Source organism: Bacillus atrophaeus (assembly GCF_039519175.1).
Lineage (GTDB): Bacteria > Bacillota > Bacilli > Bacillales > Bacillaceae > Bacillus > Bacillus atrophaeus.
This window is the reverse complement of the sequence record NZ_CP154443.1, coordinates 2,368,222-2,393,354: the sequence shown is the minus strand read 5'-3', so window position 1 is coordinate 2,393,354 and position 25,133 is coordinate 2,368,222. Positions and strand designations below refer to the sequence as shown.

Annotated in this window: 21 protein-coding genes and 1 pseudogene; 11 read left to right on the top strand and 11 right to left on the bottom strand. The window is 43.3% G+C overall.

What is annotated here, in order from left to right:
- Positions 1-61: 61 nt before the first annotated feature.
- The 4 genes from AAHT65_RS12035 (at position 62) to AAHT65_RS12020 (ending at position 6,384) form a co-directional block, all read left to right on the top strand.
- Positions 62-1,342, top strand: a complete 1,281-nt coding sequence (locus AAHT65_RS12035) for a Glu/Leu/Phe/Val dehydrogenase (protein WP_343310284.1) — start codon at positions 62-64, stop codon at positions 1,340-1,342.
- Between the two features lie 212 nt (positions 1,343-1,554).
- Positions 1,555-3,102, top strand: a complete 1,548-nt coding sequence (pruA, locus tag AAHT65_RS12030; protein WP_343310283.1) for an L-glutamate gamma-semialdehyde dehydrogenase — start codon at positions 1,555-1,557, stop codon at positions 3,100-3,102.
- A 96-nt stretch (positions 3,103-3,198) separates the two neighbouring features.
- Positions 3,199-4,944 (top strand): M20/M25/M40 family metallo-hydrolase, encoded by a 1,746-nt coding sequence (locus AAHT65_RS12025; protein WP_343310282.1) that lies wholly within the window; start codon positions 3,199-3,201, stop codon positions 4,942-4,944.
- Between the two features lie 12 nt (positions 4,945-4,956).
- A complete protein-coding gene (locus tag AAHT65_RS12020; RefSeq protein WP_343310281.1) occupies positions 4,957-6,384 on the top strand; it encodes an amino acid permease in 1,428 nt (475 codons plus the stop codon).
- A gap of 54 nt (positions 6,385-6,438) precedes the next feature.
- Here the strand turns inward: AAHT65_RS12020 and AAHT65_RS12015 are convergent, their stop codons facing one another.
- Positions 6,439-6,867 (bottom strand): GNAT family N-acetyltransferase, encoded by a 429-nt coding sequence (locus AAHT65_RS12015; RefSeq protein WP_199680520.1) that lies wholly within the window; start codon positions 6,865-6,867, stop codon positions 6,439-6,441.
- A 246-nt stretch (positions 6,868-7,113) separates the two neighbouring features.
- Between AAHT65_RS12015 and AAHT65_RS12010 the strand changes: the two are divergent.
- Positions 7,114-7,426 (top strand): annotated as a pseudogene (locus AAHT65_RS12010) (PLP-dependent aminotransferase family protein); the annotation flags it as partial.
- A 55-nt stretch (positions 7,427-7,481) separates the two neighbouring features.
- On the opposite strand, the gene AAHT65_RS12005 reads toward AAHT65_RS12010, so the two are convergent.
- From AAHT65_RS12005 to citA, 4 genes are all read right to left on the bottom strand, one after another.
- Positions 7,482-8,831: a sodium-dependent transporter gene (locus AAHT65_RS12005; RefSeq protein ID WP_088116825.1), complete on the bottom strand. Its 1,350-nt coding sequence runs from the start codon at positions 8,829-8,831 to the stop codon at positions 7,482-7,484.
- Between the two features lie 126 nt (positions 8,832-8,957).
- Positions 8,958-10,361 carry an amino acid permease gene (locus AAHT65_RS12000; protein WP_343310280.1) on the bottom strand — a complete coding sequence of 468 codons (1,404 nt, stop codon included), beginning with the start codon at positions 10,359-10,361 and terminating at the stop codon, positions 8,958-8,960.
- Between the two features lie 254 nt (positions 10,362-10,615).
- Positions 10,616-11,485 carry an SDR family oxidoreductase gene (locus tag AAHT65_RS11995; RefSeq protein WP_088116823.1) on the bottom strand — a complete coding sequence of 290 codons (870 nt, stop codon included), beginning with the start codon at positions 11,483-11,485 and terminating at the stop codon, positions 10,616-10,618.
- Positions 11,486-11,567: 82 nt separating this feature from the next.
- On the bottom strand, positions 11,568-12,656 hold the full coding sequence (citA, locus tag AAHT65_RS11990) for a citrate synthase CitA (RefSeq protein WP_343310279.1): 1,089 nt from the start codon (positions 12,654-12,656) through the stop codon (positions 11,568-11,570).
- 109 nt (positions 12,657-12,765) lie between these two features.
- Between citA and AAHT65_RS11985 the strand changes: the two genes are divergently transcribed.
- Complete coding sequence (locus AAHT65_RS11985) at positions 12,766-13,638, top strand: LysR family transcriptional regulator (RefSeq protein WP_013390453.1); 873 nt, start codon at positions 12,766-12,768, stop codon at positions 13,636-13,638.
- Positions 13,639-13,718: 80 nt separating this feature from the next.
- On the opposite strand, the gene AAHT65_RS11980 is transcribed toward AAHT65_RS11985, so the two are convergent.
- The gene (locus tag AAHT65_RS11980; protein ID WP_106359860.1) at positions 13,719-14,558 is read right to left on the bottom strand and encodes a C40 family peptidase; all 840 of its coding nucleotides are present in this window, start codon (positions 14,556-14,558) and stop codon (positions 13,719-13,721) included.
- 583 nt (positions 14,559-15,141) lie between these two features.
- Here AAHT65_RS11980 and AAHT65_RS11975 point away from each other — a divergent pair.
- Positions 15,142-16,518, top strand: coding sequence for an alkaline phosphatase (locus AAHT65_RS11975; protein ID WP_425524824.1), 1,377 nt, complete (start codon positions 15,142-15,144; stop codon positions 16,516-16,518).
- A gap of 40 nt (positions 16,519-16,558) precedes the next feature.
- Here the strand turns inward: AAHT65_RS11975 and AAHT65_RS11970 are convergent, their stop codons facing one another.
- On the bottom strand, positions 16,559-17,965 hold the full coding sequence (locus AAHT65_RS11970) for a SpoVR family protein (RefSeq protein ID WP_088116820.1): 1,407 nt from the start codon (positions 17,963-17,965) through the stop codon (positions 16,559-16,561).
- Positions 17,966-18,156: 191 nt separating this feature from the next.
- Between AAHT65_RS11970 and AAHT65_RS11965 the strand changes: the two genes are divergently transcribed.
- The 3 genes from AAHT65_RS11965 (at position 18,157) to AAHT65_RS11955 (ending at position 21,879) form a co-directional block, all read left to right on the top strand.
- Positions 18,157-19,701: a mechanosensitive ion channel gene (locus AAHT65_RS11965; protein WP_088116819.1), complete on the top strand. Its 1,545-nt coding sequence runs from the start codon at positions 18,157-18,159 to the stop codon at positions 19,699-19,701.
- Positions 19,702-19,823: 122 nt separating this feature from the next.
- Entirely contained in the window at positions 19,824-20,255 is a 432-nt protein-coding gene (gene nsrR / locus AAHT65_RS11960; RefSeq protein ID WP_003327822.1) for a nitric oxide-sensing transcriptional repressor NsrR, read from the top strand.
- 214 nt (positions 20,256-20,469) lie between these two features.
- Positions 20,470-21,879, top strand: coding sequence for a LysM peptidoglycan-binding domain-containing protein (locus AAHT65_RS11955; protein ID WP_343310278.1), 1,410 nt, complete (start codon positions 20,470-20,472; stop codon positions 21,877-21,879).
- A 48-nt stretch (positions 21,880-21,927) separates the two neighbouring features.
- On the opposite strand, the gene AAHT65_RS11950 is transcribed toward AAHT65_RS11955, so the two are convergent.
- On the bottom strand, positions 21,928-22,251 hold the full coding sequence (locus AAHT65_RS11950) for a YqzG/YhdC family protein (RefSeq protein ID WP_010788069.1): 324 nt from the start codon (positions 22,249-22,251) through the stop codon (positions 21,928-21,930).
- A 206-nt stretch (positions 22,252-22,457) separates the two neighbouring features.
- Between AAHT65_RS11950 and AAHT65_RS11945 the strand changes: the two genes are divergently transcribed.
- Positions 22,458-22,700 carry a YhdB family protein gene (locus tag AAHT65_RS11945; RefSeq protein ID WP_003327825.1) on the top strand — a complete coding sequence of 81 codons (243 nt, stop codon included), beginning with the start codon at positions 22,458-22,460 and terminating at the stop codon, positions 22,698-22,700.
- 15 nt (positions 22,701-22,715) lie between these two features.
- Here the strand turns inward: AAHT65_RS11945 and AAHT65_RS11940 are convergent, their stop codons facing one another.
- Genes AAHT65_RS11940 through AAHT65_RS11930 form a run of 3 tightly spaced genes read right to left on the bottom strand, consistent with a single transcriptional unit; the run spans position 22,716 to position 25,026 of the window.
- Entirely contained in the window at positions 22,716-23,240 is a 525-nt protein-coding gene (locus tag AAHT65_RS11940; protein WP_106047374.1) for an NADPH-dependent FMN reductase, read from the bottom strand.
- On the bottom strand, positions 23,237-23,884 hold the full coding sequence (locus AAHT65_RS11935; protein WP_106272039.1) for a response regulator: 648 nt from the start codon (positions 23,882-23,884) through the stop codon (positions 23,237-23,239). The genes AAHT65_RS11940 and AAHT65_RS11935 overlap by 4 nt, the downstream gene beginning before the upstream one ends.
- A complete protein-coding gene (locus AAHT65_RS11930; protein WP_106272041.1) occupies positions 23,884-25,026 on the bottom strand; it encodes a GAF domain-containing sensor histidine kinase in 1,143 nt (380 codons plus the stop codon). The genes AAHT65_RS11935 and AAHT65_RS11930 overlap by 1 nt, the downstream gene beginning before the upstream one ends.
- Positions 25,027-25,133 lie beyond the last annotated feature (107 nt).

Below are 25,133 nucleotides of genomic sequence, written 5' to 3'. Positions count from 1 at the left end.
TTACATTCGCTTGTTTCTGATCGATTTGTTTATTATTTAAAACATTATGAGGTGAAATATCGTGTCAACCCAAAACAAAGTAAACGCCGAAACAGAAGAAAAAGAAAGCTTAAATTTGTTCCTTTCAACACAAACCGTGATAAGGGAAGCGTTAAGAAAATTAGGCTACTCCAATGATGTATATGAATTAATGAAGGAACCCATTCGAATGCTGACCGTACGGATACCTGTCAAAATGGACAATGGCAGCGTTAACGTATTTACCGGTTATCGTTCTCAACATAATGATGCAGTAGGTCCGACGAAAGGCGGCGTACGATTCCATCCTGAAGTGACGGAAGAAGAGGTCAAGGCATTATCCATTTGGATGAGCTTGAAATGCGGAATTACAAATCTTCCTTATGGCGGCGGAAAAGGCGGAATTATTTGTGATCCGAGGAACATGTCTTTTGGTGAATTAGAGCGGTTAAGCCGCGGATATGTACGGGCGATCAGCCAAATTGTGGGGCCTACAAAGGATATTCCCGCTCCTGATGTGTATACGAATTCTCAAATCATGGCGTGGATGATGGATGAATACAGCCGCCTGCGCGAATTTGATTCTCCGGGTTTTATAACGGGAAAACCCCTTGTTTTAGGAGGCTCCCAAGGACGCGAAACGGCAACTGCGCAGGGCGTTACGATATGCATTGAAGAAGCTGTGAAGAAAAAAGGCATTGACTTACAAAACGCACGCATCATCATTCAAGGCTTTGGAAATGCGGGAAGCTTTCTCGCCAAATTCATGCATGATGCCGGAGCCAAAGTAATCGGCATTTCGGACGCACATGGCGCGCTGTATGACCCGAATGGACTTGATATTGATTACCTGCTTGATAGACGGGACAGCTTTGGCACAGTAACCAATTTATTCACAGATATCATTTCGAATCAAGAATTATTGGAAAAGGATTGTGATATTCTGGTGCCTGCCGCCATTTCCAATCAAATTACCGCCAAGAATGCACATGACATTAAAGCGGCGATTGTCGTAGAAGCAGCAAATGGCCCTACTACATTGGATGCGACGAAAATCTTGAATGAAAAAGGAGTGCTGCTTGTCCCAGATATCCTTGCAAGTGCAGGAGGGGTTACCGTTTCTTACTTTGAATGGGTTCAAAACAATCAAGGCTATTACTGGTCAGCGGAAGAAATTGCCGAAAAGCTGCGCAAAGTCATGGTCGACTCCTTTGAAAACATATACCAAACTTCCATTACACATAAAGTCGATATGCGGTTAGCCGCATATATGACGGGGATCAGAAAGTCTGCTGAGGCCGCCCGTTTCCGTGGCTGGGTATAACTGCAAAAATGATTGGCGCTTAAAACATAAAAATATGCCATATTATTTTGCACTTTTTATACAGATCCAGATTCCTATATCAAAAAAAATCTATCATTTTATTTTCTATATCATAAAGTTACAAAAAATATTTTACATTTTTACAATATTGGTACACAACTTGCATGATAAGAAGAGTGAAAAATTTTCAACCAACATTAGGAGGTCTCGTTATGGCAGTCTCATATTCGCACGAACCATTTACAAATTTCAAAGAAGAAAAGCAGCAAACATCATTTCAAAAATCATTGGATTATGTAAATACTCAGTTAGGCCAACATTACCCGCTGGTGATTAACGGGGAACGAGTTGAAACTGATGAAAAAATCGTCTCCATTAATCCTGCTAATAAAGAAGAAGTGATCGGCAGCGTGTCAATGGCCGACAAAGATCTTGCTGAAAAAGCGATGCAAGCTGCATTACAGGCATTTGAAACGTGGAAAAAGCAGAAACCGGAACACCGGGCAAATGTTTTATTCAAAGCGGCGGCAATCATCCGCAGAAGAAAGCATGAGTTTTCCGGCTATCTGGTAAAAGAAGCCGGGAAACCTTGGAATGAAGCAGATGCCGACACAGCAGAAGCGATAGATTTCTTAGAGTATTACGCCCGCCAGGTGCTGAAGTTAAAAGACGGAGCCGACGTAAAAAGCCGCGCAGGCGAATACAATCAATATCACTACATACCGCTTGGCGTAGGCATTATCATTTCACCATTTAACTTCCCTCTTGCGATTATGGCCGGTACGGCAGCCGCTGCCATTGTAACGGGGAATACGATCTTATTAAAACCGGCAGATGCAACGCCTGTCGTCGCAGCAAAATTTGTCGAAGTAATGGAAGAAGCAGGCTTGCCAAACGGCGTTCTTAATTTCATTCCGGGGAATGGCTCAGAAATCGGCGATTATTTAGTTGAACATCCGAAAACCCGATTTGTTTCGTTTACTGGTTCCCGGGCTGTGGGCTGCCGTATTTATGAGCGGGCATCTAAAGTACAGCCGACGCAGAAATGGCTAAAACGCGTTATCGCTGAAATGGGCGGAAAAGATACCGTTCTTGTAGATAAGGACACTGATCTTGATGCTGCGGCGTCTGCGATTGTGTATTCGGCATTCGGCTTTTCCGGACAAAAGTGTTCAGCCGGTTCACGCGCGGTCATTCATCAAGACGTCTATGACGCTGTTGTTGAAAAAGCAGCGGCATTGGCAAGAACACTGACAGTGGGAAATCCCGAAGATCCCAATACGTATATGGGGCCGGTGATACACCAAGCGTCTTACGATAAGGTCATGAGTTATATTGAAATCGGCAAGACAGAAGGCCGTCTTTTGACCGGAGGAGAAGGCGATGATTCAAAAGGCTACTTTATTCAGCCTACTATCTTTGCGGATGTGGATGAAAATGCCCGCCTGATGCAGGAAGAAATTTTTGGGCCTGTTGTGGCGCTTTGTAAGGCGCGCGATTTTGATCATATGCTGGAAGTCGCCAACAACACGGAATATGGACTGACAGGAGCCCTTTTATCGAATAACCGCGAGCATATTGAACGCGCCCGTGAAGACTTTCATGTTGGAAATTTATATTTTAACCGCGGCTGTACAGGAGCGATTGTCGGCTATCAGCCGTTTGGCGGCTTTAATATGTCAGGTACGGATTCCAAAGCAGGAGGTCCGGATTATTTAGTTCTGCATATGCAGGCAAAGACAACATCAGAAGCATATTAAACCTATAATGTAAAAACCACCCAGCAAAATAGTACGATGGGATTCTATCGTACTATTTTGTTATAACGTATACTATTTAAAGATGGAGGTACTTCTATGTATGAGAAAATAAGCCAAATGAAAATGCCGGAAAGAATCGAGGCATTGACTAAATCTCTCATCAATATTAAAAGCATAAACGGAACGGTCGGAGAAGCTGCTGCAGCCGATTTTATAAAAGAGGTGCTAACAGGTTTTCCATATTTTAAGCAGCATCCTGATCAAGTGTGGGAACAGCCTATTCCAAGTGATCCATACGGCCGTAAAAATGTTTTTGCATTACTGAAAGGCACCAAAGACAGCCAGAAAACGGTCATTTATCATGCTCATATTGATACTGTGGGAATTGAAGATTTTGGCCCGCTAAAAGACGATGCATTAGACCCGGATAAATTAGCTGAATATTTCGCTTCTTATTCGTTTCATCAAGAGGTTCAAAAAGATGCCCAATCAGGTGAGTGGATGTTCGGAAGAGGATCTGTCGATATGCAAAGCGGTATTGCCGTTCATCTGGCAAACGTTTTATACTTCTCAGAACATCTGGACGAGCTTCCGGGAAATATATTATTTATGGCAAATCCGGACGAGGAAAGCCAGCATGCCGGCATTCTGTCTGCTATTCCTGAGCTGAATCGGTTACAAAAGGAACATCACTTTACCTATTTATCTGCCATTAATACTGACTTTATTACACCGTTATATGACAACGATTCAACAAGGTACATCTACACAGGAGCCGCTGGCAAATTACTTCCCTGTTTTTATATTTACGGACGTGAAGTGCACGTAGGAGATACATTAGCAGGCATTGACCCCAACCTCATTGCTTCTGAACTGACAAGAAGAATCCACAATAACATCAATTTAGCGGAGAACATTGACGGCGAACTCATTTTACCTCCCTCTTGTTTATACCAGCGTGACAATAAAGAGGCTTATAATGTCCAAACAGCTGTGAGCAGTTATTTATATTTCAACTATTTTCTCTATGAAAAAACTGCGAAAGAAGTGATGGATCAGTTACTTCACATTTCTCTCGAAGCCTGCGAACATGTAGAAGAAAAATTATCAGATTATTATGAAGAATTTTTAAAACGCACCAATTTGCCTAAAAAAGATTTGTCCTGGCATATCCAAGTCGTAAGTCTGGAAGAGTACATGGAGGAACTACGCGCGAAAGGAATAGACCCTGACTTAAGCATCAAAGAAACCTTCAAGAAGTATGAACATCTGGAGCTGCGCATGAGATGCTTTAAGGTTGTAGAGGAATTGCAAAAGCTGGACCCTGAACAGAGTGCCAAAGTCATTGTATTCTATGCTCCTCCCTATTTGCCTCATAACTATTTGAAAGAGGAAGACAACAATGACCTGCAATTACTCAGTGTCATAAAAGAAGCAGTGGAAAAAGTCGCTGTTTCCACCGGAGAAACATTTGCCTTTAAAAAATTCTTCCCTTATTTAGCAGACGGAAGCTTTCTCTCTCTGCATGAAACAGATTCAGAAATTGCATCCTTTACTAAGAATTTTCCAGGATGGGATATCATCGGTTCCATTCCGTTCGAAGACATACGCCAGCTAAACATTCCCTCTATTAATATGGGAGTGTACGGCAAAGACGGTCATAAATGGACGGAAAGAGTATACAAGCCTTATACATTTCATGTCCTTCCGGCTCTCATTCAGCAAACGACTGTTCACCTGCTGGAAAGCGATCAATTGACCACAGATAGAAAAAAGCAAAATGGTTCAGAACATAAAACCTACACGTATTCATGCGATCACGATAACGGTTGTGTGTATTAAGGAGGAATCTGTATGGCTGAAAATCACAATAAAAATGAATTACAGCGCAGCATGAAAGGCCGGCACCTTTTTATGATTGCATTAGGCGGCGTTATTGGCACCGGGTTATTTTTAGGCTCGGGATTTACCATCAGCCAGGCTGGACCCGCCGGCGCGATTCTTGCTTATATCTTGGGCGGTTTTTTAATGTATCTGGTGATGCTGTGTCTTGGAGAACTGGCAGTTGCGATGCCCATAGCAGGTTCCTTCCAAGCCTATGCCACAAAATTCTTGGGCCCGGCCACCGGTTTTATGATCGGCTGGCTTTATTGGTTCAGCTGGGCTAATACAGTGGGATTGGAGTTTACATCTGCGGGGATTTTAATGCAAAGATGGTTTCCGTCTGTTCCGATTTGGGTGTGGTGCCTGGTTTTCGGGGTGATTATCTTTTCGATTAATGCCTTATCCGTCCGAAGTTTTGCTGAAATGGAATTCTGGTTTTCAAGCATTAAAGTAACCGCCATTGTTTTATTTATTATTATTGGAGGAGCTGCGGTATTTGGCTTTATTGATTTCCAAGGAGATCAGCAAGCGCCATTTTTATCTCATTTTTCAACAGATAAAGGCCTGTTTCCCAATGGCGTACTGGCGGTTATGTTTACATTAGTGATGGTTAACTTTTCTTTTCAGGGAACAGAGCTTGTCGGGATTGCGGCGGGTGAAAGCGAAAGCCCGGAGAAAACACTCCCCCGCTCCATTCGGAATGTCATCTGGAGAACATTGTTTTTCTTTGTACTGGCTATGTTTGTATTAGTTGCCATTCTTCCTTATGAAACAGCCGGTGTTATCGAAAGCCCGTTTGTGGCGGTATTAGACCGAATTGGTATCCCTTATGCGGGAGATATCATGAATTTTGTCATTTTAACAGCAATCTTATCAGTAGCAAATTCCGGTTTATACGCGGCGTCGAGAATGATGTGGTCGCTGTCCAAAAGCAAAATGGGGCCAGCCTTCTTAACAAAGCTGTCCAAAAAAGGAGTGCCGCTATACGCTTTGATGGTGACGATTGCGATTTCAGGCTGCTCATTAATTACAAGTATCGTTGCGGCTGAAACAGTCTATTTATGGTTCATTTCAATTTCAGGGATGATTACAGTTGTGGCGTGGATGTCTATTTGCGCCTCGCAATTTTTCTTTCGCAGACGTTTTCTTGCTGAAGGCGGAGATGTAAAAGACCTAAAATTTAAAACGCCATTTTATCCGGTTGTTCCGATTCTCGGCTTTGGGTTATACGGGCTTATTTTAGTCAGTCTCATTTTTATCCCTGATCAGCGAATCGGTTTATATTGCGGAGTGCCATTTATTGTTTTCTGCTATGTGTACTATCATTTCCGTATCAAAAAACGGCTTGAACATCAAAATCAGGTTGTGGTAGAGAAGCAAACGGATCAGGTGCAATAGAGTAAAAGAAACATACAAAAGCCAGATCATTTTTCATGCTCTGGCTTTTATGTGTTATAGTGATTTCCTGAACAAGTAGCTTTCTATAGTAAACCCTGCTTTTTCTTGATAAAATCGGTGCGCGTCAACCCGCTGAACGCCTGAAGATAGGCTGATCATGTCGTAGCCCGCCTCCTTCGCCCACTTGCACACATGTTCAAGAAGCTGTTTGCCATACCCTTTTGATCGGTTGTGTTCACTTGTGACAAGGTCCGCCACCCACACATATTCTCCTTGATGAAGAGATACCCGCGGCAGCGCTCCGCATAGCGCAGTGATCGCGCCATGATCATATAAGGCAAACAGTGTGTATGATTCTTGTTTAATACAACGTTCAATCCTTTCTAAAAAGGTCGGCTCATCAATATGGGTCCTCAGCTCGTGCATCACCGGAAAAGCCTCTTTCCACTCTTCTTTTTTTGTCAGCCTTTTTATTTCTATCATTTTTTCATCCCCTCTCTTTCGTTACAATGATTATAATCAGGTCCTGGCTTTCTTTAAATAACCACTTCACAAAAAAATGACCAGTCCAGTTGAAGAGGAGCTTTCAAAATGGATATGACACCTTTTTTGGACAACCAAGCAAGACTCCGCTATACAGGCAGCTTTATGATTATTTCAAACAAGAAATATCTCATGCCAGAATTACTAAAGGAATGAAGCTTCCTTCAAAACGGCGGAAGGCTTCATCCGCAGCTCGTGTACACGACACCCTCCCATCAGTTTCCGCTCGGCGCTATTATGACGATCACCAGAAGGCAGAAGCTGTTAGCATGGGCTAAAGAGGCGCAATCTTTTATTGTTTAGGATGATTATGACGGGGAGTTCCGATAGCGGACACCTAATCTCTTTACAAGGTGGCTGGATGATTTATTTGGGCACCTTTTCAAAATCACTTCTCCTTCCCTGCGGATCAGCTACATGATTCTCCCCCTATCTCTTATGGAGAAAGCGGAAAAAAAGGGCGGCATTATGTAAGCAAACAGTTCCAGCACACAGCCAATGGATCGTTTAGCGCAAGATAAAAAAACAGGCCCGCTGCCCGGCCTGTTTTTCTGCTAAAAAATCCCGATTAAATTTAAAAAGACGATTATAATGGCAAGCGGCACGACGAAACGAAGCAGATAATACCAAACATAAAAGAAGCCTTTGCCGACATTTGAACCGTTTCTCATTTCAGCAAACAGCTCTTCTTTTGGGATTTTCAGCGGGATAAAAATAGACAGCAGCAGAGCGCCTAATGGCATCAGGATATTGCTGACGGTGAAATCAACCACGTCAAAAAACGTTTTATCAAATATTTGCACACCGCCCAGAACACCAAATGATAAGCACGACGGGATTCCGAATAAGAAAATCAGGAATCCGCTCGTCCAGGACAATTTTTTTCTCTTTGATTCATCACCCTTGCCGATTGTCGCCACTATAATCTCAACCATCGAAAAAGCGGAAGTCAAAGCCGCGAATAAAAACGCCACAAGAAAACCAATGAAAAACAGCGTTCCAAAAGGCAGCTGGTCAAACACCGCCGGAAGCACCGTAAACAACAAAGTCGGTCCTTCGTTCGGCTGCATGCCGAATGAAAAAACAGCCGGAAAAATAGCTAAGCCCGCAAGCAAAGTCACCACTATATTCATCAAAACGATTGAACCTGCAGAGCGGGGCAGATTTTGTGTTTTCGGCAAATAAGAGCTGTAGGTCACCATGACGGAGACCCCCAGTGTTAACGTAAAAAAGGCCTGTCCAAGTGCGAATAAAACAGACTCAGAAGTAAGGTCGCTGAAATGAGGCACAAGTAAAAACGAAATGCCCTCTATTGAGTTCTCAAGCGTCACAGAACGCAGAACGAGCAAAATAAACAGGATAAATAAAATCGGCATCATAATCGCACTTACCCGTTCGATCCCCTTTTGTACACCTCTTGCCACAACCATCACGGTAAGCGCCATAAAGATAAGCTGTGCTAAAAGCGTCTGCACGGGATTTTGGATAACGGATGCAAACAAAGAACCATACTGTGCCTGTGACAAACCTGATAACGAACCCAAAGCCGTCTTCAAGAGGTACAGTAGAATCCATCCGCCGATCACACTGTAAAACGATAAGACTAGGAAACAAGCCGCTACACCAACCCAGCCAGTGAGAAACCAAGCTGTGCGGGGCGCAGCTTTTTTGTATGCATCAATAGCATTCGTCTGGCTCCGCCGGCCAAATATAAATTCGCCGATTAAAAGCGGGCAGCCCAGGAGAACTGTAAACATCACGAAAATGAGAAAAAAAGCGCCTCCCCCATTTGTTCCCGCTACGTAAGGGAATTTCCAAATCGCGCCCAATCCGATCGCCGAACCCGCGGCGGCCATGACGAAACCTAATTTCGAAGCCCATTGAACTGGTTTTTGCTCAGACAAAAAATCACCCTTCCTTTTCACCCCATATTATCTCTTATTTTTTTGCACTTTTTAAGTCTATTTTTATATTTTCTATTGTTCAGAAAATATAAAAAGAAGCGGCTGCATAGGCCGCTTCCCAGTTTATCAAAGTTTTTGATTCAATTTGGAATGCTTTCTCGAATAAAGGAAGTAAATCACCAGACCGATTAAGAGCCAGATAAAGAAACGGACGATGGTCACCCAGCCTAGGTTAATAATTAAAAACAGGCAGAAAAGAATCGCCAAAATCGGAATAAACGGAACGCCTGGGCATCTAAATGCTCTCGGAAGGTCTGGCTGTTTTTTTCGCAGGACGATGACAGCTACCGAAATCAGGACAAACGCTGACAGGGTACCGATATTCACCAGCTTCGCAAGCTCGTCTAACGGAACCAGCGCGCCGAGCAAAGCAGACAGTATGCCGAAAAACCAAGTCGCCACATAAGGTGTTTTATGCTTTGGATGGACCTTTGAAAGAGAACCCGGCACCAAGCCGTCGCGTGACATGGCAAACATCACCCTTGTCTGGCCGTAAAGCATAACAAGCATAACAGTCGTCATCCCCAATACCGCTCCGATATCAATGATGCCCGCCACCCAGTTTTGGCCGGACATCTGAAGAACGAGGGATACGGGATGGTCAACACCTTTAAATTGAGCGAATGGCACAACTCCCGTCATGATGGCAGAAACGACCACGTACAAGATCGTACAGGCTAATAAAGAAAAAATAATTCCCTTTGGCAGATCCTTCGCGGGATTCTTTGTTTCCTCCGCTGCGGAAGAGACAGCGTCAAATCCAATGAAAGAAAAGAAAACGAGCGCCGCAGCACTGAATACTCCGCCAAATCCCCCCGGCAAATACGGCTGCCAGTTATCTGGTTTAACGTAGACTGCCGCTACTGCAATGAATAAAAGCACGACAAGAATTTTTAAAATAACCATAATGTTATTGACTCTTTTTGACTCCCGAATTCCTAAGTACAACAAGAACGTAATAGCCAGCACAATCACAAAGGCAGGAAGATTAAATATCGTGACGGTGCCTTTTACAGCACCCGGAGCAGCCGTTAAAACAGTTGGAAGACCAATGCCGAGACCTGATAAAAACGATTGGAAATAACCGGACCATCCGACAGAAACCGCACTCACGGCCAGCATGTATTCTAAAATTAAATCCCAGCCGATAATAAAGGCCATCAGCTCACCTAACGTCGCATAGGTAAATGTATATACAGAACCTGATACAGGAACAGATGAAGCAAATTCGGCATATGACAGGGCCGCGAATAAGCAGGCCAGCGCCGCGACAACAAATGAGATCGTAAGACCGGGACCCGCGGTGACGGCGCCTGTTCCTGTTAATACAAAGATTCCCGTGCCGATAATCGCTCCAATGCCAAGCAATGTTAAATCAAATGCCCCAAGTTCTCTTTTTAAAGACTTTTCACCGCCTGTGGCAGCTATCAAATCTTGAATGCTTTTCTTTCTAAATACGCTTCCCTTCATCCCCATCAACTCCTATAACTTATAATCCCTATAATTTGAATCTTCTGACAATAAAGGCGATATTGAGCTATCTCCTTATTTTCTACTATATTTGTTCGTTTGAACAATAATTCCTTTCTCCTACTCAATATTATATATAAAAATTTAAAAATGAAAACAGAATTTTTAAAATATTGTACAAAATCTTTATTTTAAAATTCCCAACAAAAAACCAGCTTTCTAAGAAAGCTGGTTTCACTGGTTTTCTACCTATATTAAGTTGAGACAAAGCGGCCTCCATTAATATGAATCGTCTGCCCTGTCATATAAGAGGATTCATCCGAAGCCAACAGCACATAAGCGCCTGCATGCTCTGCCGGCTGGCCTGGTCTTTCCATCAGCGTATCCAATCCATGGTTTTTCACCTTTTCTTCTGAAAATGTTGCCGGAATAAGCGGTGTCCAGATCGGCCCCGGAGCCACCGCATTCACCCTGATCCCTTTTTCAGCAAGAGACAGTGCCATGGAGCGGGTGAAAGAAACAATCGCTCCTTTTGTACAAGAATAATCAATCAGTGATGTATCACCCTGATAAGCGGTGATGGAGGTTGTATTGATGATCGCGCTTCCCTTCCCCATGTGAGGCAGAGCCGCTTTAGTCATATGGAACATGGAAAACATGTTCGTGCGAAACGTTTGTTCAAGCTGTTCAGTCGAAATATCGAGAATATCGTTCTGCGGGTGCTGTTCAGCGGCATTATTCACCAAGATATCCAAGCCCCCGAAGTGCTTCGCTGTCTGCTCCACCGCTTTTTTACAATGCTCTTCATCTCCCACATCGCCCGGTATTAAAAGGCAATCTGCACCCGCCTGCTCAATCCGCTGCTTCGTTTCTTCAGCGTCAGCATGCTCTTCCAGATACAAAATGGCAATGTTGGCGCCTTCCTTTGCATACGCGATCGCTGCAGCTTTGCCGATTCCGCTGTCTCCCCCGGTAATAATAGCGGTCTTTCCTTTGAGTTTTCCGCTCCCTTTATAATCCGGATCTTCCGTTAAAGGCAAAGGCTCCATTTTTGACTCAATGCCGGGCTGCCTGTCCTGGTGCTGCGGCTTTTGGCCTTCTGTTTGTCTGTCCATAGGGTTCATATTAAAATCACTCCTGCACATAATGATAGTAAACGTTACCACCTTATGGGCGGGATTAAACGGTATGAATGTGCTGCTTTTACTATACGGTGAGCGCTCCGGTATACTTTGCTGACGGACGGAAAATCATATTATTTTCCGACTGCTCAAGCACATGGGCGCACCAGCCTACCATACGGCTTGCCGAAAATGTCGGTGTAAACAATTCATCTTCGAAATGGATCGCTTTCATAACCGCCGCCGCATAAAATTCTACATTTGTATACAGCTTGCGGCCTGGCTTATATATTTCTAATAAGCGGATTGCTTCAGCCTCCACATGCAGTGCAAGGTCAAGATCACGGTCATTGCCCGCGACTTCCTCCGCCTTTTGCCGCAGAGCCTCCGCCCTCGGATCTTTCGTTTTATACACTCTGTGGCCGAACCCCATCAGCCGCTCTCCCTTTTCAAGCTTCTCGGCCAAATATTTTTCCGCTTGTGATTTTTCCGCAATATCTTCCAGCATCTTTGTCACGGCAGAAGGCGCACCCCCGTGAAGCGGGCCTTTCATCGTACCCAGTGCCGATGTCACCGCAGATACTAAATCGGACTCTGTGGAAACAGTGACTCTTGCTGAAAAAGTAGACGCGTTCATGCCGTGTTCCATAGCGAGAATCATATAGGCTTCAAGCGCTTTCTTTTGAGATTCGGCGGGACGTTCGCCAGTCAGCATATAGTAGTAGTTTTCGACATGTCCGTACTGAGAAGAAGGCGCTATCGCTTTTTCTCCCTGAACCCATCTTTTCCTGTACGCAATGATGGAAGGCGTAATGGCTATAAGGCGAATCGCTTCCTCTGTTTTCGGAGGATATGTATAGGATGCTTCCCCCAATGCTGAAATGACTGTTCTCAGCACCGACATGTCGTCCATATTTTCAGGCAGTCTTTGAATGAGATATTGAATATGTTCGGGCAGCGGGCGTTCCGCGATCAGCTTTTCGTTGAAATCAAGCAATTCTGTCGGCTGAGGAAGCGATCCAAAAAGGATGAGATAGGCCGCTTCTTCAAAGCTCGCATGAAGTGCGATTTCCTTTGCATCATGGCCTCTGTATATTAAACGGCCTTTTTCTCCGTCTATATGGCTGATTGATGTTTCAACACATGTAATCCCTTTTAATCCGTGATATACCATTTCTATTCCCCCTCTTCTTCTTTCTGTTATTATAGTAAATATAATATTTAAAAAATATTGAATATTTTTAAGGAAATTAATTAAAATTATTAATCAGAGGAGATCATATATGGATTTTAAATGGCTTCACACTTTTGTAACAGCTGCAAAATATGAAAACTTCAGAAAAACAGCCGAAACGCTTTTTTTATCCCAGCCTACCGTAACCGTGCATATTAAGCTCTTGGAAGAAGAAATAAGCTGCAAGCTGTTCCAAAGAAAAGGGAGGAAAATCCAGCTGACTGAGGAAGGCAAAGCCTACTTGCCTTATGCTTTGAGACTGCTTGATGATTATGAAAAAAGCATGTCAGAACTTCACAGGGTCAGGCAAGGCTACTCACAAACCTTAAATCTCGCCGTCTCACCGCTGATCGCCGATACGGTCCTGCCGTCTGTCATGAAGCGGTATACAATGATGAATACAGAAACGGAAATAACGGTGACAATCGCTGAATCAGCCGAAATTTCGCCATTGATTAAAGCAGGCGAAGCTGATATCGGGTTAAGCTGTTTAAAGGTGCAGTCTGCCTCCTTAACCTGCCGCCCATTATATAAGGACCCGGTTGTGCTTGTCGCACCTCCTGATGCAGCTCAAGCTGCTTATACTTTCCAAGTGAAAGAACTGCTTAACCAATACTTATTGCTGACCCATAATCATCCCGATTATTGGGACGATTTGCTGCGCCAGATCAGGATCACTTTTCCTTTTGTCAGAACCATGAAGGTGACACAAACCCACATTACGAAGCGTTTTATTAAAGAAGGACTTGGAGTCTCGTTTCTCCCGTTATCAACAGTCAAGCGGGAATTAACTGCAGGACGTATGATCGAGGTTCCGTGCGAATTCACAAAACTGCCTCACGCAGGGGCGTATGCGATTGCTCTTCATGAAAACGAAAAAGAAAAAAAGTTTTTGGATTTCTTATCACATTTTCATTTTTAGCTGTAACCAATCATCATGTCACCCGTCTAATGTAATAATAAAAAACCCGTTCATTGAACGGGTTTCAAAAGGCAATTAGATTAGAAACGTTTTGCGCCAAGATAACGAGGTTTCCAATAGCTGTTGTTCAGATCGCTTGTCTGCACGCCATCAGATCCTGCATGGATGAACTTGTTGTTTCCGATATACACACCCATGTGAGAAGGGCCTGCTTGATATGTTGTAAAGAAAACAAAGTCGCCGACAGACGGGCTTGATACGCTCTTCATAGAACTCCAGTATCCCGCAGTGCTTGTTCTGCCCACGTTTGTTTGTTTATTCAGCAAGTACCAGATAAATCCGCTGCAGTCAAAACCAGAAGTAGTTGTTCCGCCCCATTTATACGGAGTGCCAGTGAGCGCTTTTGCATCAGATACAAGCTTGCTTACATTAAGTGACGTTGATGACACGTTGCTGCCTGATGATGTAGACGGTTTTGATGCAGAAACATTTGACGAGCTTTGGTTTGAACTTGAGCTTGAGCCCTTCACTTTAAGAACCTGGCCGACGCGGATTAAATCTGTTTTTAGGCCGTTTAATTTTTTCAATTCGTTAATTGTCATGCTGTATTTTTTCGAAATTTTCCAAAGACTATCACCGCTCACTACTTTATAAGTAGATGATGATGATGATGATGAACTGCTGCTTGAGCTTGTTGAGGACGATTTGCCGTTAACGGATAACGTTTGTCCTATGTAAATGATATCTGATTTTAATTTGTTTTCTGATTTAATGCTGTTGATAGATGTGCCATATTTCTTGGACAATCCCCATAAAGTATCGCCTTTTTTCACTTTGACGCTTTGTGCAGACGCCGCTCCTGCAAACAAAGTTGACCCCAAAACTACTGCTGTTGTAGCTGTTATAATTTGCTTTTTCATGATTTCCTCCCTATATATACCTATCTCATTCATTGTCTTTTTGATCATTTATCTGTTTTCTATTATAAGGATAGATTCCCAATAGAAATAGACTTGACTTCCTGTGACAAATTTCTTACTAATTCGTTTTTAAAAAAAGTTTTTAAGGGTACAAAATATTTCAATTTCATTTCAAAAGTGACAAAAACCGCGGCTGTTTGTCATGTTATTTTTCTTTCAATCTCTATATTTAGAAATAAATCAAAAAGAAGGAAGAGATAAGGGAATTCGAAAACATCACATAACCTTTTAGTCAGTATGAGCAGTCCAAAAATTGTATCTTTTATGAAGAGAACTTCTCATTTGCCAGCATGTCAAATCCTCTGTCTGGCATTTTCGTTTTCTCCAATATTTTTCTCCTGCACTCACATCTTAATGAAAAAAACGAATGCTTTTCCCTGATATACGGAAAGATAAAAAAGTATCTCATCTTTACAATTTCTAACAATGATTTACCTGCTTTTTATACAAACGAAAGCCGTATTTAACAAAGTTTCGCTACCATAATACGTGCAGAACAATAACCAAAGGAGGCATTCGGACGATGAAATTTTTTCAAAATGTGAAAGCCAAGCTCCTGCCGCTTGCTGCTGTTTCAGTGCTGACAGCCGGAATTTTCACAGGTATCGAGTTTCAGCAGGCAGAAAAAGCGGACGCCAAAAAACAAGACAAGAACGAAATCAGAAATGTCATTGTGATGATTGGAGACGGCATGGGAACGCCATACATAAACGCCTACCGTTCTCTGAAGAATAACGGCAAGACCCCGAACGATATGAAGCTCACCGAATTTGATCCTAACCTCACCGGCATGATGATGACTTACCCTGATGATCCGGATTACAATATTACAGATTCGGCGGCGGCAGGCACTGCTCTCTCAACCGGCGTCAAAACGTATAACAACGCGATCGGCGTAAACAAAAACAAAAAAAGAGTTAAATCCGTGCTTGAGGAAGCAAAAGAGCAAGGAAAATCGACCGGACTTGTCGCAACCTCTGAAATCAACCACGCCACTCCAGCAGCATACGGCGCACACAATGAATCAAGAAAAAATATGAATCAAATCGCAAATAGCTATTTTGATGATAAAATTAACGGAAAACAAAAAATTGACGTCTTGCTTGGCGGCGGAAAAACATATTTCAACCGCAAAGACAGAAATTTAACGGAAGAATTTAAGAAAACCGGTTATAGTTATGTAACGACAAAGCGTGAATTAAAAAAAGATAAAAACAAACAGATCCTTGGATTATTCGCCGATGGAGGGCTTGCGAAAGCCTTAGACCGTGACAGCCAGACTCCGTCGCTTGAAGACATGACAAGTTCGGCTATTGACCGTCTTAAACAAAACAAAAAAGGATTTTTCTTAATGGTGGAAGGCAGCCAAATCGACTGGGCCGCCCATGATAATGATGTTGTCGGGGCAATGAGTGAAGTGAAGGATTTTGAAAAAGCTTATAAAGCTGCGATTCAGTTCGCAAAAAAAGATAAGCACACCCTTGTCATCGCAACTGCTGACCATACGACCGGAGGTTTTACAATCGGTGCAAACGGCGAAAAGAATTGGCACGCCAAACCGATTTTAGCGGCGAAGCGGACTCCTGAATTTATGGCGAAGAAGATAGCCGAGGGAAAACCTGCTAAGGATGTGCTTGCCCGCTATACTGATCTTACATTTACCGCCGAGGAAATAAAAACTGTCGAAGCAGCCGCTCAAGCTGATCAAGACAAAGGCGCCTACAAAGCGATCATCAAGCTTTTCAACACCCGTTCTAACAGCGGCTGGACAAGTGCTGACCACACCGGTGAAGAGGTTCCCGTCTACGCGTACGGACCAGGAAAAGAAAAATTCACCGGGCTGATCAACAACACGGACCAGGCGAAAAAGATTTTTAAGATCTTAAAAACGGGAAAATAACATAAAAAAAGGATGCAGGCAGCCTGCATCCTTTTTCACTTTATAAATACCGCCGATGCACCCCTTTTCCGTCATAAGAGAACATCACCGGCTTATCCTCAAGAATCGATTCAATGTGAACGCTTCTTCCCCACAGCTGATACAAATAGGGAAGGACCTTCTCCAAGTATTTCAAATCCAATTCGATTCCTTCGTACCAATGCTTAATATAAAGCTCATTGTTTTTCAAATAATCTCCGTCATTGACAGTTAAATATGGAAATCCTCCGTTAACCCGCATGCTGACAAGCTGATCACGGACGGACTGCCATTCCTTATCAACGATTTTGTAATCTCTTCCCTGCTTTTGGAATAAGTACAGGTCCTCTCTCATGACTAAATCCTTCGTTAAATAATTGCGGATAAACGATATATCCGATTCTATTTCTCTGACTTCAAACATTTTTTCCCGGCCCGAATTCGGCTTAACTCCAATTTTTTTCATCTCTTCGGTCGGATTATTATACGTTTCTTCTATATTTTCAAAGATTTTCAACCCTAAATAATATGGATTAATGCCCGTTTTGGACGGCTGGACAACGCCGGCGTTCAGCTTTGCGAATTCAATGGACTCATCAGAGGTTAAATCAAGCTCGCGGATGATTCTTTGATGCCAATAGGAAGCCCAGCCTTCATTCATAATTTTTGTTTCAAGCTGCGGCCAAAAGTAGAGCATTTCCTCCCTCATCATTGTCAAAATATCACGCTGCCACGGTTCAAGCTCACGTGAATGCTCTTCAATAAAGAGCAGGATATCCTTTTCAGGCTGGGGAGGAAAATGCTTTTTCACTTTTCTTTTCTCTTGTGTTTTCTTTTTTTCATCCAATCCCCATAGATCATCGTACGGGGTGGCTGCCGCGCCCTCCTCTTCTTCCTCATCATCCATGCTCCACAACAGCTTCGGGCGCACAAGTGACGGATCTATATGCTCCTGAATCGCGAGAATAGCATCTAGAAAGGATTCTACTTCCTTTGTTCCGTGAACCCGTTCATAATATTTGATACGCTCAGCCGTTGCCGCCATGCTCTCAACCATGTCCCGCTTCGTATTTTGAAAACGGCAATTGTTTTTGAAAAAATCACAATGGGCTAATACATGAGCGACAATCAATTTATTTTGGATCAGCGCATTACTGTCCAGTAAAAAGGCGTAACATGGATCTGAATTGACGACCAGTTCATAAATTTTGCTTAATCCAAGGTCATAATGCAGCTTCATTTTGTGAAACTGCTTGCCGAAGCTCCAGTGGCTGAATCTTGTAGGCATGCCGTACGCTCCAAATGTATAAATAATTTCCGCTGGACAAATTTCATATCTCATCGGGTAGAAATCAAGGCCGAATCCCTTTGCAATTTCGGTAATTTCCTCAATCGCCCGCTGCAAATCCTTCTTTTCCTGCACGTTCAACCGAATCCCCCCTACTTGGACTTATCTATAATGTATGAGCCATCCTGTCAAAAGATGAAATGTGAAAAAGAACTTTCTTTAGGGGCTATCAAGAACTGGAAGGATAAATAAGGAAACACACTCAAGTGGTTTGCTAAATATCCGAGTGGGTAAAACACGCATATAACTTTTTCAAAAAGGAGCGATACCCATTGAATGTTGCAGACATGCTTAGTTCTTCTCTCAGTAAATTACCAAACCTAATCATCGCTTTACTCGTTTTACTCATCGGCTGGGCCATTGCCAAAGCCATCGAAAAAGGGGTTTACAAAGGGCTCCAAAAAACGAAAATGGATGACAAACTGTTTGCGGACAAAAAACCAGCCCGCTATTCATCAGAAAAAGTCATCAGCAAAGTCGTTTACTTTATCGCATTAATCATTGTGTTCATTTTATTCTTTAACATTCTGCATCTGACTGCCGTCGCTTCGCCGTTTGTCAGCATGCTTTCTGCCATTGCTGCAGCGGTTCCGAGCGTGTTGAAGGCTGGATTGATTCTATTACTCGGCTGGGCAGTCGCTTCAGTGCTGAGCTATCTTGTGAAAAAACTCGGCACGAAAATGCATATCGCTGAAAAGCTGCGCCAGTGGAATTTGATTTCAGAAGGAAAAGATATACATCAGGCTGTCTACACGGCGTCACAAATTGTTTTTTATCTCGTTTTGCTGGTCTTTTTGCCTGGTGTCTTATCCGCGCTTCAAATCAGCGGCATATCAGGTCCGTTTACGGGAATGATGGAAAGCGTGCTTTCCTTCCTGCCGAAATTATTCGCAGCGGCCCTTATCGTCTTAATCGGCTGGCTCATCGCGCGTATTGTTCGTGACATCATCACAAATTTCCTTGCCAGCATCGGCACAGAACGGGTGGCGGCGCGTATGGGACTGTCTATTTACTTAAAAGACACAAGCCTTTCAGCTATCATCGGCACGATCGCGTATGTGCTCATTTTAATTCCGGTTGTCATTTCAGCTCTAGACCAGCTTGATATCGCGGGTATATCCGGGCCTGCCGTCGCTATGCTGAATACCGTACTGACCATGCTTCCGAATATCATTATCGCCATTGTCCTCATATTGGCCGGAATTTGGGTCGGAAAATGGGTGAATACGATGGTTGCGGGACTCCTGCACCGGACAGGCTTTAACTCATTATTAGGAAAAATGGGTATCGGAACTCAGGAACCGGCGAAATTATCGCTCGCGCAAATCGTCGGCATGATTGCTCAAATTGTTGTCATTCTGCTGTTTACAGCCGAGGCGCTGCAAATTGTTCAGCTTGACTTCCTCGTGGTGATCGCAACAGGAATCATTGCCTATTTGCCGAATGTATTTGTCGCTGTCTTTATTCTCGCACTCGGCCTTTATGCCGGACAGCTTGTCAGCAAACTGCTGGCAAGCGTGATCAAAGGGCAGGAATTCAAATCATTGGCAGCTATCACGAAGTATACCATTATCGCCTTGTCGTTCTTTATGGCTCTTGACCAGCTCGGAGTGGCAGCTACAATTGTCAATTCAGCGTTTATTATTGTGCTGGGCGGGTTTGCTCTCGCATTCGGCTTATCGTTTGGACTTGGCGGAAAAGACTTCGCTGCTAACTATTTAGCAAAGATCGACCGCAAAATTCAAAACACCGAAATAAGTAAACAAAAGCGGCCGAATGAATCTGGAAATCAAGAACCACCGAATCACTTATCCTAATCAAAAAGAGTGAGCTTATCGGCTCACTCTTTTGTTATGCCTGTTTTGGCTTAATTCCTTTTTTTTCATTTTATAATAGAATATGATAAGATAGAAGAAATCTCTTATTTCGAGGTCATATTATGAAATTAACAAATTATACAGACTACTCTTTACGGGTCTTGATTTTCTTGGCCACCCAACATACAGAAGATCTTTGCAATATAAAACAAATCGCAGAAACGTATTCAATTTCAAAAAACCACCTGATGAAAGTCATTTACCAGCTCGGCCAGCTTGGTTATGTGGAAACCATCCGCGGCCGGGGCGGCGGCATACGTTTAGGTATGGCACCTGAAGATATCAACATCGGAGAGGTAGTCCGAAAAACGGAAGATGACTTTAATATTGTCGAATGCTTTGATTCGGGTAAGAATCTTTGTATTATTTCTCCGGTTTGCGGTTTGAAGCATGTATTCAACGAAGCGCTTCTGGCATATCTCTCAGTGCTGGACAAGTACACACTGGGCGATTTAGTCAAAAACAAGCAGGACATCATGCGATTGTTAAAGTGAGTGAAGGAACGCGTTTCCTTCTTTTTTTATGTATTTTTTTCAAACATAACATAGGAAAATATAACCGATCTGTCAAAAAAGACGAAATGAAATGCTTATCCAGCCGATAATAAAAATAATGATTGTTTTTTCCTTAAAATTATCTTAAAAATAAATAAGGGACATTGTTTTAAGAAAAAGCAAAATACTTTTCATGGGGGAAAAGGAGATTCATATGAAAAAGAAACTAGCGGCAGGGTTAACAGCATCCGCGATCGTAGGCACAACCATTGCTGTAACACCGGCAGAGGCACAAACCATTAAGGTAAAAAGCGGTGATTCTTTATGGAAACTTGCTCAAAACTACAATACAACCATTGACAAAATTAAGTCTGCAAATCATCTGAAGAGCACGGTGCTGTCGATCGGACAAACACTCGACATTCCAAACGGAAAATCAAGTTCATCTACCTCTTCATCATCAGCCAAGAGCGGAAAATCTGTGTACACAGTCAAAAACGGCGATTCACTTTGGCTGATTGCAAGCGATTTTAAAATGTCTGTTCAGGAACTTAAAAAACTAAACGGGCTCAGCAGCGATCTCATTCGTGCAGGACAAAAATTAAAGGTTTCAGGAACCGTTTCCAATTCCAAATCAAGCACAAACAAATCGTCCCAGGGCAACAAAAAAACGTCAGCTTCAGGCACTTATACGGTTCAGCTCGGCGATTCACTTTGGAAAATCGCAAATAAAGTCAATATGTCTATCGGCGAATTAAAGGTTTTGAACAATTTAAAATCAGATACCATTTATGTGAAGCAAGTATTAAAAATAAAAGGAACGGCTTCTGATAAAACAAGTTCCAACTCAAACAGTTCATCAAAGACGAAGCCGTCATCATCAACTAAATACATAGTCAAAAGCGGCGACTCTCTCTGGAAAATCGCCAATCAGCATAATGTCTCCGTTCAGCAAATCAGAAACAGCAACAATTTAAAATCAGATGTGCTGCAAGTCGGACAAGTATTGCAGCTTTCAGGCACATCATCGAATTCTTCAACTTCACCGTCGAAGAATACCGGTTCAGGGAAGACAACGGTTTATACTGTAAAAAGCGGCGACTCTCTCTGGGTGATCGCGCAAAGGTACAATGTGACCGCCCAGCAGATCCGCGATAAAAACAATCTAAAAACAGATGTGCTGCAAGTCGGCCAGAAATTAACGATTTCAGGCACGGCTTCCACTCCTTCTACATCTTCGCCTTCAACAAGCACAGGCTCAAGAAGCACGAAGATTAACCAAATGATTGCGGCTGCCAAACAACAATTAGGAGTGCCTTACCGCTGGGGCGGCACAACGCCTTCAGGTTTTGACTGCAGCGGCTTTATCTATTATGCACTAAATAAAGTCACTTCTGTCTCCAGGTTAACAGCGGCCGGTTATTGGAATGTCATGAAATCGGTCAGCCAGCCTGCAGTCGGCGACTTTGTCTTTTTCACAACGTATGCCGCGGGTCCTTCTCATGTCGGCATTTATCTCGGAAATGGCGAATTTATTAATGCCAACGATTCAGGCGTCGTCATCTCAAAGATGAGCAATTCCTATTGGAAACAGCGCTACCTCGGAGCAAAACGTTATTTATAAACGGTTCAAACTGTATGGCCTTAGGGCTGTACAGTTTTTTTCATTGTCTTACAGCCGAAAGACGTTGATGCTGATCATATGCTTTGTCACCGGATGAAAATAGACCTCTGCATGAGCAGAAAATGTTTCTTTATTCCGGCTGACCGTCACACGAAAGACGTCTTTTGTCTGTTCATCATTAACCTCAGTTCGCCCCATATAAGCATAATCAGATAAAGAAGCGCCCTTATATTCATTCTGAAGCTTGCTCCAGGCGAGCTGCTCCCACTTCTGCACTGACTCATTCGGATTTGTTGAGTACCCTTTCGCAGCAATGGAAACGATCAAAAGGCCGCAAAAAAGAAGGGCAATGGTATACGGAAGTGATTTCATTTTCAAATTCTCCTGTGCCTAGATTTATGTATGTCATAGGGTTTCCCAATTTCCATCCGGCATTCATGTAAAACGCATTGATTTTTATGTCTCCCTCATATTGCTACTCCGCTACTGACGCAAACGCCAACTTTTCCCCGGTCAATAAAATCATCCGCTGCATAAACTAAACACGAACTTCTCACAAGAAAGGAGAAGCGATTCAGTTGAATTATGCGGATTATGATAAAGCGTTATATTATACTCATCGTTCACAGTGGGATAACTTATTGATTTTAATGGTGCGCACAGAAGACGATTTATTGTCAAAACGTATTGAGCATTTTCTGCACGCGTACCACTTTGAACATGATTATGGTGTTCTTGAAAAGGAACTGTACTCTCTTCTCCGTTATATTGACCATGCCACAGAACTGACTTATCAAGATCAATTGGCACTTTTGACATAAAAAAATCCCGGCATATCAGATGCCGGGATTTCCTGCTTTTGCGAACATTTTCAGTTCTTCCATTAATTCTTTTATACTGACTTCCATCTCTTCTGTTACCGCGGCATTATCATAATCAATATGGACGGGATCAAGCACAAGCTGCTTCGGAATGACGTTGGCGTATACTCCGCGCATGACTGTGCGCATATTCGTTAAGGCATTAATACCGCCTTTTCCGCCTCCTGCCACTGCCAATAATGCCACAGGCTTATATTTAAATTGTTCATTGCTCAGGAAGTCTATCGCATTTTTTAATGCTCCGCTCATGCCGCTATGATATTCAGGCGATAATAAAACAACCGCATCGGCCTCTTTTACACGCTGTTTAAGCTGCTGAACACGCTCTATTTCAAACTGCTCTGCTTCCCCATTAAAAATCGGCAATGTGTATTCGCTTAAGTCAATCAACCCGGTGTTGTATAAAGCTGAGATATATGAAGCGGCAATTCTTGTTCTGCCCTGTTTTCTTGCGGTTCCATTAATCACTAATATATTCAATTCGTCATCTCTCCATTCAAATGATGCTTGACTGCAAAAAGCGCCGCTTGTGTGCGGTCTGCAACATCCAGCTTAGCTAAAAGATTTGACACATGCGTTTTGACTGTTTTTTCTGAAATAAACAAGGAAGCGGCTATCTCTTTATTGCTTTTTCCGCTGGCAATCTCCTTCAAAACATCTTTTTCCCGTCTTGTCAGGTGATAGTACTTTTCCTTCTCCGGTTCATGTTGTGTCCTCATATGTGTCAGCACATGGGGCATAATAGCACTTGAGAGCTTATATTCTCCCGAATGTACCTGCCGCAGTGTTTTCACCAATTCCTCAGGCTCTGTATCTTTCAGCTGATAAGCTTTTGCACCTGCCTGAAGGGCCGGTATCGCATGCTGCTGATCAGAATAACTCGTTAAGATAATAATACTGATGCTTGGAAAAAGCGCTGCCGCTTTTTTTGTCGCCTCGATTCCATCCATATCAGGCATGGATAAATCCATCAGCACAAGATCCGGTTTGGTTTGCTCTATCACGCGGAGAGCCTCAGTCCCGGTTGAGGCCTCACCGACAACATCAATATCCTTCTGGGTTGCAAAGAAAAATCGAAGCCCTTTCCGTACGACATGGTGATCATCCGCAATCACAATTCTCATCACATTGTCCTCCCCCTCTGTTCACTAAGCGGGAGGCTGACAGAAATGACCGTGCCCGCTCCGAGCTCTGAGTGTATCGTAAACCGGCCGCCGCTGGTTTCAGCACGCTCCTTCATTCCCTTAATTCCTAGGGAAGGCAGCCCGTCATGCGCCTCCGCGCAAAATCCGCTGCCATGGTCAATGACTTCAAGTGCAATCTGTTTACCGCGTAAAGCAATATTCACATATGCCGTATCCGTCCCGGCATGTTTTTTGCAATTGTTAAGCGCCTCCTGCACGATCCGCCACAGCATAAGCTCTTGTTCATCGGAGAGAGAGGACAGGCTACCTGTCTGCTTGACATTAACGGTCAGCCCGATAAGCGTTCCGTAGCTTTTTACGGCTGAAGGCAATCCCTTTTCAAGTCCTTCAGGGCGGAGCTGCCAGATGAGTGACTTCATTTCTGCAAGGGCGTCTTGTGATAAGGTTTGGATAAAATCGATCATATCCTGAAGTGTCTTGTCTTTTGTTAATGATTTTGCCGCTTTTGCCGTTAAACTGACGGAAAACAGCATTTGGTTGACTGAATCATGAAGATCCTGAGCAAGGCGGTTACGCTCCATTAAGAGAGCGTTTTTTTGTTCATATTCGGCCAGTTTCATTCGCTGTATCGCCGTTCCGACCTGAAAAGCAACAGCCTCAAGCAGGTGAAGCTCATCCTCGTCGAATAAGGTTTTACCCGCCGCGGCAACGTTCAGCAGTCCGAAGCTTCGCCCGCCGCCTTCAAGCGGAACCGTCGCATGATGGGTGATGCCCTCTGTGTCAAAACAGTTTAATTGTTCCGCCAATTCAATCCGCTTGCAGTTCATTATATTGGCAGCCCTGGTAAGGCTCCCGTTCCTGAATTTATTCAGACAATAGCAATCACCTTCACACATCAGCACATTTTGTTTATGGCTTAAAGCCGGAGGCAAATATGCATCCGCTGCTAATGTATAGGAGCCGTCTGCGTCTATCAGGAATATCCATCCTGACTGAAGCCCGGTCAAGCTAAGCAGTTCTTTTAACACCTCATCAAGTGTGACCTTGACATCATGCCCTTGGTTCAAGGTTTCCGCAATGGTTTTTAACGTTCTTAATTTCTCCACCCTTGGTTTGCTCACTTCTCTCACTCCGGCTTTACTTCTAGTACTTGTTATTATACCAGTTATTAGCACATTTTTTCTTCTCTTATAGGATGAATTTTTTCAGACTTTTGGCTGAATAAAAA

Bases quoted from the DNA above. Each gene is read 5' to 3' on its own strand.
- AAHT65_RS12020 (WP_343310281.1), top strand. From the start codon at position 4,957: ATGGCTGAAAATCACAATAAAAATGAATTACAGCGCAGCATGAAAGGC.
- AAHT65_RS11955 (WP_343310278.1), top strand. From the start codon at position 20,470: ATGAAAAAGAAACTAGCGGCAGGGTTAACAGCATCCGCGATCGTAGGC.
- AAHT65_RS11985 (WP_013390453.1), top strand. From the start codon at position 12,766: ATGGATTTTAAATGGCTTCACACTTTTGTAACAGCTGCAAAATATGAA.
- AAHT65_RS12025 (WP_343310282.1), top strand. From the start codon at position 3,199: ATGTATGAGAAAATAAGCCAAATGAAAATGCCGGAAAGAATCGAGGCA.
- AAHT65_RS11975 (WP_425524824.1), top strand. From the start codon at position 15,142: ATGAAATTTTTTCAAAATGTGAAAGCCAAGCTCCTGCCGCTTGCTGCT.
- AAHT65_RS11950 (WP_010788069.1), bottom strand. From the start codon at position 22,251: ATGAAATCACTTCCGTATACCATTGCCCTTCTTTTTTGCGGCCTTTTG.
- pruA (WP_343310283.1), top strand. From the start codon at position 1,555: ATGGCAGTCTCATATTCGCACGAACCATTTACAAATTTCAAAGAAGAA.
- AAHT65_RS12000 (WP_343310280.1), bottom strand. From the start codon at position 10,361: ATGAAGGGAAGCGTATTTAGAAAGAAAAGCATTCAAGATTTGATAGCT.
- AAHT65_RS11980 (WP_106359860.1), bottom strand. From the start codon at position 14,558: ATGAAAAAGCAAATTATAACAGCTACAACAGCAGTAGTTTTGGGGTCA.
- AAHT65_RS11935 (WP_106272039.1), bottom strand. From the start codon at position 23,884: ATGAGAATTGTGATTGCGGATGATCACCATGTCGTACGGAAAGGGCTT.
- AAHT65_RS12015 (WP_199680520.1), bottom strand. From the start codon at position 6,867: ATGATAGAAATAAAAAGGCTGACAAAAAAAGAAGAGTGGAAAGAGGCT.
- nsrR (WP_003327822.1), top strand. From the start codon at position 19,824: ATGAAATTAACAAATTATACAGACTACTCTTTACGGGTCTTGATTTTC.
- AAHT65_RS11995 (WP_088116823.1), bottom strand. From the start codon at position 11,485: ATGAACCCTATGGACAGACAAACAGAAGGCCAAAAGCCGCAGCACCAG.
- citA (WP_343310279.1), bottom strand. From the start codon at position 12,656: ATGGTATATCACGGATTAAAAGGGATTACATGTGTTGAAACATCAATC.